This window comes from Paenibacillus mobilis (genome assembly GCF_058267595.1).
In genome coordinates, this window is sequence record NZ_JBZCMS010000008.1 from 135,423 (window position 1) to 148,966 (window position 13,544).

Here is a 13,544-nt window from a genome sequence, read left to right on the forward strand (position 1 = left end):
GCCCATGGAGCTGAAAACCCCGGTGTTTTCGCTAAGCGAACAGGAGCTGCTGAACATGGAGCAGCGGTTTAAGGAGAAGCTGGAGATCGTCGCCGCACGCCGGCAGGAGCTGTTCGGCGTATTCGACGAGCCCCTGATGGCAGAGGAGCGGTTTGCGCTGCAATTCTTGTATGCCTACATGCCGTTAAACGATATGGCGGACTACAGCGGGGAATTGTTCCTTTCGCATGTCCGGCAGGCGCTTGAAACCCGCAGACAAATGGAGTGGGGAAGCCGGATTCCGGATTCCGTTTTTCTGCATTTTGTGCTGCCTTACCGCGTCAATAATGAAAATATCGAGGATTACCGCGGTGTCATCCATGAAGAGCTGGGTCCTCGCGTTCAAGGACTGACCATGGAGGAAGCGATTCTGGAGGCCAATTACTGGTGCCATGAAAAAGCGACTTACATCGGCAGCGATCCCCGGACGCTTTCGCCGATCGGTATGATCCGCAGCGCCAGAGGGCGCTGCGGGGAGGAGTCCACGCTTTGCGTGTCCGCGCTGCGCAGCATCGGGATTCCGGCGCGCCAGTGCTACACGCCGCGCTGGGCCCACTGCGACGATAATCACGCCTGGGTCGAAGCCTGGGCCGATGGGCAGTGGCATTATATCGGCGCCTGCGAACCGGAGGCGCGGCTGGATCAAGGCTGGTTCAGCGGCCCGGCGCGGAGGGCGATGCTGGTGCACTCCCGCGTGCCCGCGCAATATGCCGGGCCGGAGGATATCACGTATTCCGACAAGTGGCATACGGAAATCAACCTGCTGGACAACTACGCGCCTGCCCGCACGATCACGGTCAACGTCAGGGACAGCGACGGAGCGGCGGTTTCAGGGGCGACCGTACAGTTCCTGCTGTACAACTATGCCGAGCTGTACCCGCTGGCGCAGCTGGAGACGGATACCCAGGGAGAGGCCAGCTTCAAAACGGGCTACGGGGAGCTGTTTGTTCGGGCCGTTTATGAGCAGCATTGGGGGCAATGCAAAATTACCGCCCCGGAGGCCGAGCATTTGGAGATCGTGCTGAGTCAAACCGGGCAGCCGCAGGACGGCGAGGATTTTGTCATGGTGCCGCCGCCGGAAATTCCGGATCCTGAGCTTGCTCCCCTTACGGAGGAGGCGCTGGAGCGCCATGCCGCTCGGGTTGCGGAAGGAGCTGCCCTGCGCGCGGCTTATGAAGCCTCTTTTATGAACAAAACGGAAGCGGAAGAATTGGCGCGCGGGCTTAAGCTGCCTGAAGACCGCGTGTGGGCCGTATTGGAAAAAGCGCGCGGCAATTCGCATGACATCGCTGCTTTCCTTAAAGAGCAGTCGCCCAAACATGGCGAATGGGCGCTTAAGCTGCTGGAAGTGCTGAATGACAAGGATTTGATCGATATCGGCAGAGAAGTGCTGGAGGATCATCTGGAAGGAGCCCTGGGGCTGCTCGGCGAGCAGGATGATGAAATCTTCAGCCGGTATATTTTGCGGCCAAGAGTTTCTCATGAAATGCTCACCCCTTACCGTAAGGCGATCCAATCTGCATTTACGGCAGAGGAAGCCGCAGAATTCCGCGGAGATCCTTCCCGTTTGGTAGAGTTCTTCAATCAGGAATGGGAGATTCGGGACGATTTGACCCATCTGCGCGGGAAAGCCGCGCCAGGCGGAACCTTCGCCTTGAAGAAAGGCGACTCCGTTTCCATCGATCTTTGTTTCGTGGCGGTCTGCCGCAGTCTGGGCATCCCGGCAAGGCTGCACCCCAGCGAGCTGTACCCTCAGTATAAGGATGAAAGCGTCTGGCAGGCCGCCGAATTTGAAGGTCATCCACGGACGATAGCCGGCTCCAAGCAGGCAACCCGCCGCAAGACCGGCATTTTGCGGTTTACGGGCGAGTCCGGCCCGGAGGCCTCCTACAATGAAAACTTTACGTTAGCCAGACTGGAGAACGGAATCTATAAAACTTTGATTTACCCGCATGCCAAAAAAGATTTCTTCGCCGAGCCGCTGGAGGTTGAAGCCGGCGAGTACCGGCTTACAACAGGCATCCGGCTTAAGGAAGGCACGGTCTACGGCCGGCTGGCCTATTTTGAGGTGCAGCCTGGTAAGGAAATGACGGTGCCGATTACCTTCCACCAGCCGGAGCAGGCCATTCCGGTGCTGGGACAGGTCGATCCGGCAGCCGTATTTACGGCCGGTAATGAAGGGGCCGGCACAATCCGGCTTGGAGAGCGGGCTGCGGACAAAGGCGCCGTGGTCGCCTTTCTGGATCCGTCCCGCGAGCCGTCCAAACATCTGCTGCGGGAATCGGCCGAGCTGGCGGAGGCATTTGATGCGGCCGGCGCTCCGCTTCTGTTCGTAACGGGCGGCGCGGATAAGGCGGCGTTAGCGGAGCTGCAGGCCGCCCATCCGGGGCTTCCTTCCATCGCTGGCTTCGTGCTGGACCCGGCGGACGAAAGCCTGCAGGCTTTTGCCAAGGCAGTTCCGCTCGGCGGGTCGGGATACCCTTATTTGTACGTGCTGGACCGCGAGTGCCGCATCCGGTATCAGGAATCGGGATACAAACCCGGCAGCGGCAAAGAAGCGCTTGGCACTCTGACAGACGTTCAATCTAATTAAGGGAAGGTGATCCTAAGCATGGAGCCTGCATCATTTGATCAGCCGGAACAGAAAGAGTCATTCAGACAGCCGGAATTGGCCAAAAGGGAAACGGCACAACCTAAACCTTACCGGGTAGTCGGTTATGTCGGGGACCGCGATTTGCCGGGGTTAACCCGGGAAGATGCCATGAAGCTGACCCATTTAAATATCGCGTTTGGCCATGTCAACAACGATGAAATCCAAACCGGGCATCTGATCAGCCTTGAGCTGCTGTCCGGGATCAAACGGATGAACCCGGACCTTACGGTCCTGCTGTCCGTCGGAGGTTGGAGCGCCGGCGGGTTCTCCGAAGCCGCCTCAACGCCGGAAGGCCGGCTGCGGATGGCCGCATCCGCCGTCAAAGTCTTGACGGATTACGCCATCGACGGGATTGACCTGGACTGGGAATATCCCTGCTATTCGGAAGCAGGGATTGCGTCCAGTCCGGCGGACAAAACCAACTTCACGCTGCTGCTCGCCGCCATCCGCGAAGCTTTGGACGCGGCAGGCGCCAAAGACGGCCGCCATTACCTGCTTACGATCGCGGCCGGTGCCGACCAATATTACCTGGACGGCACCGAAATGGATCAGGCGCAGCAGTACCTGGATTATGTGCAGCTGATGACCTACGACATGCGCGGCGGCTTCCAGACGTTAACCGGGCATCATACCAATCTGTATACGGGAACGGGGGATTTGTTCCGGATCAGCGCCCATGCTTCGGCGCAAATGTTTATCCGGGCCGGAGTACCGAAGGAGAAGCTGCTGCTGGGCGCGGCTTTTTATTCCCGCATGTGGAAGAAGGTCCCGAACCATAATCAGGGCCTCTACCAGATGACTGCCGGGTCCGGCGGGTATGGGCCTGATTACGGCGAGCTGGCCGCCAAATATATGGGCAAGGACGGCTACAAACGTTATTGGGATGACGAAGCCAAAGCGCCTTATCTTTTTGACGGCAGCACGTTTATTACTTATGACGACGAGCAGTCGATCGCCTGCAAATGCCAATACATCAAAGAGCAGGGGCTGGGCGGAATCATGTTCTGGGAATACAAGTGTGACCCGGATCGCGTCCTACTAAACGCGATTGACCGAGCCTTTGCGCAGGAGAGCTTTCGTCCTCACAAATAGCTGGTCAAGCGGCTTGGATGGTTTATCTTCTAAAAGTGTATAACGGAAAGCACTATCGTCAAAAAGCACCCATCTAACGTGAAAGACATCGAAGACTAGATCATTGTGATGAACGTGAAGGGTGTCGGCACGCGGGATATTAAAGATCACATGAATTATCTGTACGGTATCGAGGTGTTGCAGACGACGATGTTTAATGTGACGAACAAGATCGTGCGCTCATCAAGGAGTGGCAGAATCGCCTACTTCAAGGCGTGTACACTGTCGTATTCCTGGATGCTATTCTATTTCAAGGTCAAGCAGGCCAGAGTACATTCCTTTACCAGAACCGAAATTCGACTCGTTACCTCTCCTACATGGATCTCACGAAAGTTATGGTGGATCTGAAGCCTATCTTACAAGCGGCAACGGAAGGGCAACTCTGGTAGAATTAGACCGTTTCGAAGGAGTCTGGGGCGGTAATTATCCGCTTATTATGTGCTGATGGAGAAAACAACTGGAGAGAACTGCTCATTCTTCACATATCCGCCCGAAATCCGCAAGGATCTACACCACGAACATGATTGAGAGTTAACACCGGCCGTTGCGCAAAGTAACCAAGGGCAAGAGCATCTTTCCGATAGACGAAGCACTTCTCAAGATGCTCTACTTAGGGAACAATGGACGTTAAATAAAGGCTCCTGAGAGGGAGTCTCAGAGTGCTGAGAACGTCCAAAGGATTTTTCGACAAGAGATTCATTTTTTAAACCAAAATTGATTTGAATCGATCTGGGGATCGCGATTTTAAACCCCCTGCAAAAACAGGGGGTTTCTCGACAGCCTGGCGAGCGTTATGTACGCCCGCTTTTACTATTATTTCTTTTTATTGGTGAAGAACTCTTCCCAAACTAAATAAACAAAACCAATAATTAAACATGAATAGACAATAAACATTGAATAAGGCGGTTCTGTCCATTCTAATGCTGTCTCGAAAGCTTTATTACTAGGATTTTTTCCTACGAGTAAGAAAAAGGACGCATCAATATGATGCACTACTTCTCGAACTATGTAAGAAATGACTCCTAGAGTAATAAATACTATACCGACTGCCCTTTTATTCAATGCTGATTCCTCCTAATTTAGTTAGTTTGTCGGTGGTGAGCTACTTTCAACAACTGTATAAACACCGTCAGGAAGATCTCCAGAGATTCTTCTAGCAATGAAAATATCAGTCCATTTATTGAATCCTGGCTCAGTATGAGTTGAACCAGTAATAATATTGTAATAGACAATGCTTTCTTGAGTATAACCATAGGAGTTATTCATTATTGGATAGAAATTCATCCAGGAGTACTTTAATGGTGAGATTGTTTGTTCGACGGAATCACTACTAGTAACAGTGTCAGACCAAGATGCTCCACCAGTTATTCCGATGTCAACTGCTTTTTTTATCTCTACATTTCCGGTGATAGAGAAATTTGTAACAACAGATTGAGATGCTGTAAAGCTGATCGTTCTTTTCACAGAAGCGTTAGTAGAATTATAAACAGCACTTGAAACCCGTTTTTCCAAAGTAGGTCTTGGAGTAGCATAAATATAACCAGACTGATTATATTTATATTCTCTACCCAATTCTTGGTCTCCTACTGCAGCAGGAGAAGGTTGAACAAGAGTCTGAATAGCTTGTTTTGCCAGCTCTTTTGCTCTTTTAGTTTCCTGATCAAGGGCTTCTTGTTTAATTTTAGTATATTCTTCAGCAGGTATCTCTGTCAAAGCTCCATCGGTGACAACAAAGGCTCTTACAACTTGTTCATCGTTAGAAGCACCTTCAGATGGGTTTTGGTCTGCCAAAGCAGCACCAGGGAGTAAAAGAGAGAAAGCCAACAAAGATAGAATTAAAACTTTTTTTCATATTAATAAAAAAATAGGATTTATCAACAAAAAAAGGAAAAATAGGCGTATTGACTCATATTAATTTTTGGTAATTTAAGAAGGGATATTATATAAATAGTATTAATAGGGAGTGAACGCTTTCCCTATTTTTTTTGAGATGTTATTCAAGGATTGGCTTTAAAGTCTAATACTATTTACAAAGAACAAAGCGATTTTGAATGATACACAAGAACTTATGACCCGCTCGTATACCATGTCGATCTTACAGGGGATGGTAAAGAAGAAGCAATTATCCTTCTTATTACTGGACTGGGAACTGAACTAGATACTAACGAAGCTCATGTATTAAACGGAGATGACCTTTCAGAGATCTATAAGGCTGAAGAAATAGCTGCAGGAATAGAAACGGAAGTAAAAAACGAGAGTAATGAACTGCTAATTCGTACTAAGCATAAAGGTGAATAATACGAATTAAGAAAAAAATAGTGATTTTCTACAAGCACATGAGCCGGATGATGAATTTACAAATAAGTTTTACTTTGGTAGTGTGACGTTAATTAGTATAAAGAAGCAGAGGTTGACAGTAGAGATAGCCGGTGGGTTGTAGTCAAAGTCGATGATTCCTGAATTGATCTGCACTGTCCATGTCACTTATAAGTATGATAAATCCCAAAATGAGTTTGCTGCAGATCAAATCGAAGTTACGCTTGATATATAAAAATACCCCTAAGAATTTGCCTGGAACAACCCATCGGGCTGCCAACTAATTCTCAGGGGGGATTTCGCTGACCGAAAGAAGAGGGGTTACTTCTTCTTTCGGTTAAGTCTCCGCGATCTTACTTCGCAGCGTTGTAACGTTTCTCAACTTCGTCCCAGTTGATTACGTTCCAGAAAGCGGCGATGTAATCAGGGCGTTTGTTTTGATAGTTCAGGTAGTAAGCATGCTCCCAAACGTCCAGGCCAAGGATCGGCGTAGCGCCTTCCATAATTGGGCTGTCTTGGTTAGGTGTGCTGGAAACGACCAGTTTTCCGTCTTTTACGGACAACCATGCCCAGCCGCTGCCGAAGCGTGTAGTAGCTGCTTTGGCGAAGTCTTCTTTGAATTTCTCGAAGCCGCCAAGCTCGCTTTCGATCGCTGCAGCCACGTTGCCTTTAGGAGCGCCGCCGCCGTTTGGTCCGATAACTTCCCAGAACAGGGAGTGGTTGGCATGACCGCCGCCGTTGTTGCGGACAGCAGTGCGGATGTTTTCAGGAACAGCGTCCAGGTTAGCGATCAGTTCTTCAACGGATTTGCTTTGCAGCTCAGGAGCGCTTTCCAAAGCAGCGTTCAGGTTTGTCACGTATGTATTATGGTGACGGTCGTGGTGGATGTTCATCGTTGTTTCGTCGATATGCGGTTCGAGAGCGTTAGCTGGGTAAGGCAAAGCTGGCAATTGATGAGCCATTATAAATTCCTCCTCAAAATGGGTTTAAAACTTGCTTACATCTGACATTGTAAAAAAGTTTTCCAACTTAGTCAACAACTATGTATCATAAGTTGGGATTTAAAAGGCCGGCCTGGGTTCAGCCGGCTGAATCTTTATTTTCCCGCTTGGCTTGTGAAATCACGTAAGTGCAGCAGCTGCCGCCTTTGGCCAGGCATTCGGTCCGCTGTACCTCCGTGCCCAGCAGCGTTTGGAAGAGCTCCAGCTCGCAGCTGCAGGCCTGATTGTAGACATTGGCCACCTGATAAATCGGACAGTTATATTCCTTGAGGACAAACTGTCCGTTATCCAATTCCTCGCATTCGGCCATGTACCCGCCTTCATTCTGCATGTCGGCAAGGAGGCGGACTTTGCCCCGCAGGTCTTCGCCGGTCATTTTCGGCTCGTAGCTGCGCATCAGCTTCAGCTTCCGCCGCTCGAACAGCCGACCGACCATCTCTTCGCCCGCTTCCTCCGCCAGTTCCCCAAGGAGATCAAGAGCTACCTTGTGATAGGTTTTCGGAAACAGGCCGTCGGCGTGTTCGGTCAGTGCGTAAACCGATGTCGGCCGGCCCATGGTCTGCCTTTGCAGGCGCGGCTCGATCAGGCCGTCCCGCTCCAGCGTGCCCAAATGGCGGCGGACCGCCATTTCGGTAATGCCAAGCTCGGCCGCCATTTCCTTGGCCGTCAGCGGCCCGCGGGTTTTCAGGAGATGGAGCAGATATTCCCTTGTCGGCAGTTCTTTCATTTTGTTCAAAGAGAAACCTCCGTCTTCTCGTAAATATAATCTGCAGGCGCATGCTCCCGGCATTCGGAAGAACAGAAGCGATGATGGGTATCCTCGCATTCTTCACAGCAGACATGCTGAAGGTTGCAGGTCGGACAATTGATGTAGCGGTCATGCGTTTTGCCGCAGTGGTAACATTTCGCAATTACGACGTCTTCTTCGGTCCGGTTGATCGGCACGGAAATCCGCTCGTCGAAGACATAACATTTTCCATCGAACAAATGGCCCTGCACCTCGGGATCTTTGCCGTAGGTTACGATTCCGCCCTCAAGCTGGTTGACGTCCTGGAAACCTTCATCGATCAGAAAGCCAGTCAGCTTCTCGCAGCGAATGCCGCCCGTACAGTAGGTGAGCACCTTTTTATCCTTGAACTGACCCATATTGGCGCGGATCCATTCCGGAAACTCGCGGAAAGACTCGACATCCGGACGGATGGCGCCGCGGAAATGTCCGATTTCGTATTCGTAATCGTTGCGTCCGTCGATGACAACTACGTCCTCCTGCTGCAGCTGCTCGTGAAATTCCTTAGGCGAAAGGCGTTTGCCGAATTTCGTATTCGGATCAAGCGGTTTATCGTAACGGAACGTGACAAGCTCCTGCTTGTGGCGGACGAACATTTTTTTGAAGGCATGGCCTTCGATCTCGTCGATTTTAAATACGGTATCCGCAAACAAGGGATTGCTGCGCAGGTCCCTCATATATTGTTCGGTTTGTTCCCAGGTTCCGGAAACGGTCCCGTTAATGCCTTCGGAGGCGATCAGAATCCGGCCTTTCAGGCCCAGATCCTTGCAGTACTGCAGATGTTCCGCCGTAAAAGCGGCAGGATCTTCGATGTGAACGAATTTATAGTACAACAACACGCGGTAAGCTTGGTTATTCAAAATGGTTTAGCTCCTTGTTCTTGAAGTGATAATGATCGATTTTAAGACAATAAAAATAGATAGTCAACATATAAGTATAGAAAGTCTTAAATTGGCATCGCAGCCAACGTACATGTCGGTGAAAAAAGAAAACGCCCGTACAACCGCTTGCGCGGCCCCCGGGCGTTAAACCGATTTGATAAGGAAAGCAATAACGTAACCTTAGATTCGGACTATTTGTCTGTCCGGTCCGGCAGCTGTTTCACATAGCTGTCCGAAAGCTGGAGCAGCTTCAGCGCCCGGTTGTATTCGTCTTCGGTGGTCAGCGCCTGGGTGACGCCGTCCTCCGCAAGCGGCAGCTGATCGCCGTCGTTGTACCAAACGCCGGGCACAAACAGCGCCTTGTCGTTCAAGAAGGAACCGGACGGCAGGTAATACCGTTCAGGCAGAAGATTGTATGTCTGGTTCAGGATGTCCTGACCGAAATGAATGTGACCGTCCATGGAAACGCCGAGCAGATTGGCCGCTGTAGGCAAAATGTCGACCTCGCCGCCGACATGGTCGATGACCTGAGGCTCTACGCCTGGTACGGAGACGATGAAAGGAATGTTGATCATATCGACATTGCCGTAATCATGGCCGTATATTTCCTTCATCAGATCCATTTCTTTGCTGCTCAGAGAGTATTTCGGCAGGCCTTGGTGGTCGCCGTACAGCATGATCACGCTGTTGTCCCAGATGCCGGAATCCTTCAGCCCCTGGATGAATTGGCCCAATGCCCAGTCCGCGTAGTTCTGCGCGCGGAGGTAATCGCCGACCATCGTATCCTGATAGCGCTCCGGCAGCTGGATTTTATCCAGCTCGTGCGGAATGGTAAACGGATGATGTGCGGTCATGGAGATGACCTGGGCGTAGAAAGGTTTGTCAGCCGCGTCCATCTTTTGCAGCTCAGGCAAAGTCTTTTTATACAACACTTCATCTACAGGTCCAAAAAATACGGAATCATCCGTGCCGTAGAACTTCTGGTCATAATACCGGTTCCAGCCCAAAGCTTTGTACAGCTCGCCTCGGTTCCAGAATTCCACGATATTGGTATGGAATGTGGCCGTGTCGTAGTTGTTCTGCTGGAGCAGCTTAGGCATGCTTGGAAGCTGTTTATCCGGGTAGTTCTGCGTGGCCGCTTCGTTCGGCGGAACATAAAAGGAAGTATTCACCACAAATTCCGCGTCGGAAGTATTGCCTTGGCCGACCATTTGATAAAAATGAGGAAAATACAGGCTTTCGCTGGCCAGCTTGTTCAGGTTCGGCGTGATTTCCTGGCCGTCAATCTTCAGATTGATCAGGAAATTTTGCAGCGATTCCATCTGGATGATAATCAGGTTTTTGCCTTTGGCCTGACCGAAGTAGACGGGATTTTCGAGCCCCGTAGTTCCTTTCAGTTTATCAATGGTGTCCTGGGTGATCTGATTAGGATCCACCAGGTCTTCTTTTTGAGACGCCAATACGGTATAAGCTTCATAATTCAGAATGCCCATAGCCTCGGCCTTTTTGATCTCATTCATGCTGGCCCGGTTCGGCCAGGTGTTCAGCAGGCAGACGGCGAGGGCCAGCACAAAGACGGTGGAAACAACGGCCCGGCTTGTGCGGCGCGGCGCTTGAACCATGATGGCCTGCCGCTTGCTGCGTCTTGCCCTCCGGATCAGGTAGACGCCGATAACCACGATGTCGAGGAAGATTAGCAGATAATAAGGGGCCAGCAGCGAAAATACGCTGTTGCTGACCGCCGTAACCTGATTGACCTGCTGCAGCGCGTGGTATGTGGCAATAACGCCATAATATTTGTGATACATAATGACTGCAAAGAAAAGTCCGGTTAGAAGCAGGTTTACGATCAGATAATATAACGTCTTGCGTTTAGAGGCAAAATATTCAACAAGACAGAAAGTAATCCAGACAAACGGCAGTTCTTTAAGGATCGGCGATAACGGGGGAATCCCGTCGAAAACGGCCGTCCATGCTAAATAACTCTTCACGATCATGATCAGGGAGAAAATCCAGAAAACTTTCAGGCCGCTGAACGCTTTGAAGAGACGGTTTTGTGATGACACTTGGGTTACCTGCCTTTCAATGACAATTTGTAGAAGTCCAAAAGCAATATATCTATAATACTCCAAATGAAGGTCACATTAAAATACACCTTTGCGCAATAAGTAGCTTAAAAACGACGTAAAGTTGTAGAAGTAGAGGATAATCCGCTCAAAATTGGAAAAGAAGCGCTTATCTTTTTGAAAATGGCAAATATCTGGAATACTTATTTAAACATAATCTCGCCTATTGACTCTAAAATGGGGAATTGGTACAGTAGCGGTATCCTACACGAATGGGAGAGATTTTGATGACGGTGATCGTTCTTAACTAAGCAATTTCATAGCGATGAATGACGGCGAAAGGCCCCTTTGCGAGGAAAAATGACCGTAAAGGAGCTTGGTTTTCCTATGCCGGGATTCATCCTGAAATTAGTTAAGAACACACGGATCCTCATTGTCGCCCGTTTGCGGCCTTGATTGGAACAAGATTCGACGACCGTGCTGTCTTTGCAGCACGGTTTTTTTGTTGAATTTTTTCTTCTGTCATGGCTTGGAAAACATCCCGGGGCAAGGAATGACTTCGTTCATTCTTTGCCCCTTTTTTGCGTTTAAACCAAAGGAGGAATCAGAACACATGGATCCACAAACCCTGCAAATTTTAGGTTATGAAGAAACGGTCCAGGAATTGATGCGGTATGCGGTCTCCTACGAGGGACGCCGCAGAATAGCCGAACTGGCTCCCGAGGAGAAGCTGGCCTCGGCAGAACGAAAGCTGGCGGAAACGGAGGAGGCCAAAACGATCCTCGTTAAAGGCGCAAGCGTCCCGCTGCCCTCACTCGACGGGATCGAGTTTGTCGTCTCGCTGCTCGGCTGCGGGTATTTATTCGGCGAGCAGGATTTTGCCGCGGTCGGTCAGTTCCTGCGGAGCTGCAGCCAGCTGAAGAAATACATGGCCGGCAAGTCGGACCTGGCCCCGACCATTGCCTCGTACGCCATGTCGCTCTGCGAGGAGCAGCGTCTGCAGGAAGAAATCAACCGCTGCATCCGGCACGGGCGGATTGAAGACAGCGCCAGCAAAGAGCTGGAGAAAATCCGGCGCAAGATGGACACCCTCAAGGAACGCATCCAAAAACGGATGCAGACCGTGCTCTCCAAATACGGCTCCCTGCTGCAGGAGCATCTGGTCAGCACCCGGGACGGGCGGTACGTTATTCCCGTCAAAAAGGAATATTACCGTAAGGTCAAAGGCACGGTGCTGGACCAGTCGACCAGCGGCCAGACCGTTTTCTTGGAGCCGGACGAAATTTCGTCCCTGCAATTCGAGCTGAATGTACTGACCGGTGACGAAGCCAGGGAAGAGGCAAAAATTTTGGCTATGCTCTCCGCGCTGCTGGAGTCTTCCGCCCGGGAACTGAAGCAAAATATTGAAATTACCGGGACGTATGACTTTATTTTCGCCAAAGGAAAATACGGGGCGGCCATCGGCGGGCGGGCCGTTCCGCTGAACGCGGACGGCGGAATCCGCCTTGTGGGCGCCAAACATCCGAAGCTGCTCCAGATCATGGTGCCGCTGGAGGTATCCCTTGGCGGCCCGGCCAAAGGGCTGATTATTACCGGACCCAACACCGGGGGCAAAACGGTTGTGCTGCGGACGATTGGCCTCCTGACGCTGATGGCGCAATCCGGGATGCTGATTCCGGCGGAAGAAGGAACACGCTTGTCCGTGTTCCGGAATATACGGGCCGTCATCGGCGACGGGCAAAGCCTCGAACAGTCCCTGAGCACCTTCTCCGCGCAGATTTCCAGCTTGTCGCAGATGCTGGAGACGGCGGACACCACCAGTCTGATGCTGATCGACGAACTGGCGGCCGGGACCGATCCGGCCGAAGGCATGGCGTTATCGATCGCCATTCTGGAGGAGCTGTGCCGTAAAGGCGCGGTTATCGCGGTAACGACCCATTTTAACGGGCTGAAGGAATTTGCGGCGCAAACGCCGGGGTTTCGAAACGCGCGCATGGAGTTTGACCCGGTATCCCTGAAGCCGTTATACCGGCTGACCATCGGCGAAGCGGGCCAAAGCTACGCGCTGGAAATCGCCCAGCGGCTGGGGATGGCCGGCGGGGTCATCGAGCGTTCGCGCGAATTGATTCGCAGTTCTTCCGGCAGCGCTGCTCTTTTTGAGGCTGGAGGGGTTCAGGAAGAGGATCAGGGACTCCGGCAAGCAGCGGAGCGGGAAACGGAAGCCGTCCAAGACGACAACGGTCAGGCCGCGGCTTCTGAAGCGCCCGGCCAACCGGAACCTTTCGAAGCAGATCCGTCGGAGAACAAACGGCCGAAATTCGAGATGGGGGATGCGGTCTGGGTCACATCGCTAAACCGGATGGGCATTATCTGCGCTTTGGAGGACAGCCGGGGAATGCTGGGCGTCCAGATCCAGAAGCAAAAGCTGAAGGTCAGCCATAAACGCCTGAAGCCCTATATCAGCCGCACCGAGCTGTATCCGGGAGAAGATTATGATCTGGATATCGTGTTCGAATCCAAGGAGAACCGCAAGCTGAGCAAACAATTCGGCAAACGGCATGTGGAGGGGAAAGCCATTATTAAAGAGGAGGATTAAGCAGCCATAAAAACAAGCCCGTACGGCTGAAGATGCCGGGCGGGCTTGTTTAAACTTTTTGAAATTCGAAGCTT

At 51.4% G+C, this 13,544-nt stretch carries 9 protein-coding genes and 1 pseudogene; 4 read left to right on the plus strand and 6 right to left on the minus strand.

All coding sequences use genetic code 11. The features are described from left to right. Nucleotides 1-4: 4 nt before the first annotated feature. The 3 genes and pseudogenes from AC3ZPD_RS16015 to AC3ZPD_RS16025 form a co-directional block, all read left to right on the plus strand. Entirely contained in the window at nt 5-2,632 is a 2,628-nt protein-coding gene (locus tag AC3ZPD_RS16015; protein ID WP_490985290.1) for a transglutaminase domain-containing protein, read from the plus strand. An 18-nt stretch (nt 2,633-2,650) separates the two neighbouring features. Beyond that, nucleotides 2,651-3,784, plus strand: a complete 1,134-nt coding sequence (locus tag AC3ZPD_RS16020) for a glycoside hydrolase family 18 protein (RefSeq protein ID WP_490985291.1) — start codon at nt 2,651-2,653, stop codon at nt 3,782-3,784. 45 nt (nt 3,785-3,829) lie between these two features. Further along, nucleotides 3,830-4,436: pseudogene (locus AC3ZPD_RS16025) on the plus strand (transposase); the annotation flags it as partial. A gap of 200 nt (nt 4,437-4,636) precedes the next feature. Here the strand turns inward: AC3ZPD_RS16025 and AC3ZPD_RS16030 are convergent. The 6 genes from AC3ZPD_RS16030 to AC3ZPD_RS16055 all read right to left on the minus strand — a co-directional run bounded on the left by AC3ZPD_RS16030 (nt 4,637) and on the right by AC3ZPD_RS16055 (nt 10,805). Continuing rightward, on the minus strand, nt 4,637-4,885 hold the full coding sequence (locus AC3ZPD_RS16030) for a hypothetical protein (RefSeq protein WP_490985292.1): 249 nt from the start codon (nt 4,883-4,885) through the stop codon (nt 4,637-4,639). 21 nt (nt 4,886-4,906) lie between these two features. Next, nucleotides 4,907-5,614 carry a hypothetical protein gene (locus tag AC3ZPD_RS16035; protein WP_490985293.1) on the minus strand — a complete coding sequence of 236 codons (708 nt, stop codon included), beginning with the start codon at nt 5,612-5,614 and terminating at the stop codon, nt 4,907-4,909. An 878-nt stretch (nt 5,615-6,492) separates the two neighbouring features. Then, entirely contained in the window at nt 6,493-7,101 is a 609-nt protein-coding gene (locus AC3ZPD_RS16040; protein ID WP_490985294.1) for a superoxide dismutase, read from the minus strand. 118 nt (nt 7,102-7,219) lie between these two features. After that, nucleotides 7,220-7,867: a helix-turn-helix transcriptional regulator gene (locus AC3ZPD_RS16045; RefSeq protein WP_490985364.1), complete on the minus strand. Its 648-nt coding sequence runs from the start codon at nt 7,865-7,867 to the stop codon at nt 7,220-7,222. Between the two features lie 5 nt (nt 7,868-7,872). Then, nucleotides 7,873-8,787 (minus strand): oxygen-dependent tRNA uridine(34) hydroxylase TrhO, encoded by a 915-nt coding sequence (trhO, locus tag AC3ZPD_RS16050; RefSeq protein WP_490985295.1) that lies wholly within the window; start codon nt 8,785-8,787, stop codon nt 7,873-7,875. Nucleotides 8,788-8,999: 212 nt separating this feature from the next. Continuing rightward, nucleotides 9,000-10,805: an LTA synthase family protein gene (locus AC3ZPD_RS16055; RefSeq protein WP_490985365.1), complete on the minus strand. Its 1,806-nt coding sequence runs from the start codon at nt 10,803-10,805 to the stop codon at nt 9,000-9,002. Nucleotides 10,806-11,487: 682 nt separating this feature from the next. Here AC3ZPD_RS16055 and AC3ZPD_RS16060 point away from each other — a divergent pair. Further along, complete coding sequence (locus AC3ZPD_RS16060; protein WP_490985296.1) at nt 11,488-13,470, plus strand: endonuclease MutS2; 1,983 nt, start codon at nt 11,488-11,490, stop codon at nt 13,468-13,470. Nucleotides 13,471-13,544 lie beyond the last annotated feature (74 nt).

Coding starts and splice junctions, on each gene's coding strand:
- AC3ZPD_RS16015 (WP_490985290.1), top strand. CDS start 5: ATGGAGCTGAAAACCCCGGTGTTTTCGCTAAGCGAACAGGAGCTGCTG.
- AC3ZPD_RS16020 (WP_490985291.1), top strand. CDS start 2,651: ATGGAGCCTGCATCATTTGATCAGCCGGAACAGAAAGAGTCATTCAGA.
- AC3ZPD_RS16040 (WP_490985294.1), bottom strand. CDS start 7,101: ATGGCTCATCAATTGCCAGCTTTGCCTTACCCAGCTAACGCTCTCGAA.
- AC3ZPD_RS16045 (WP_490985364.1), bottom strand. CDS start 7,867: ATGAAAGAACTGCCGACAAGGGAATATCTGCTCCATCTCCTGAAAACC.
- AC3ZPD_RS16055 (WP_490985365.1), bottom strand. CDS start 10,805: ATGATCGTGAAGAGTTATTTAGCATGGACGGCCGTTTTCGACGGGATT.
- AC3ZPD_RS16060 (WP_490985296.1), top strand. CDS start 11,488: ATGGATCCACAAACCCTGCAAATTTTAGGTTATGAAGAAACGGTCCAG.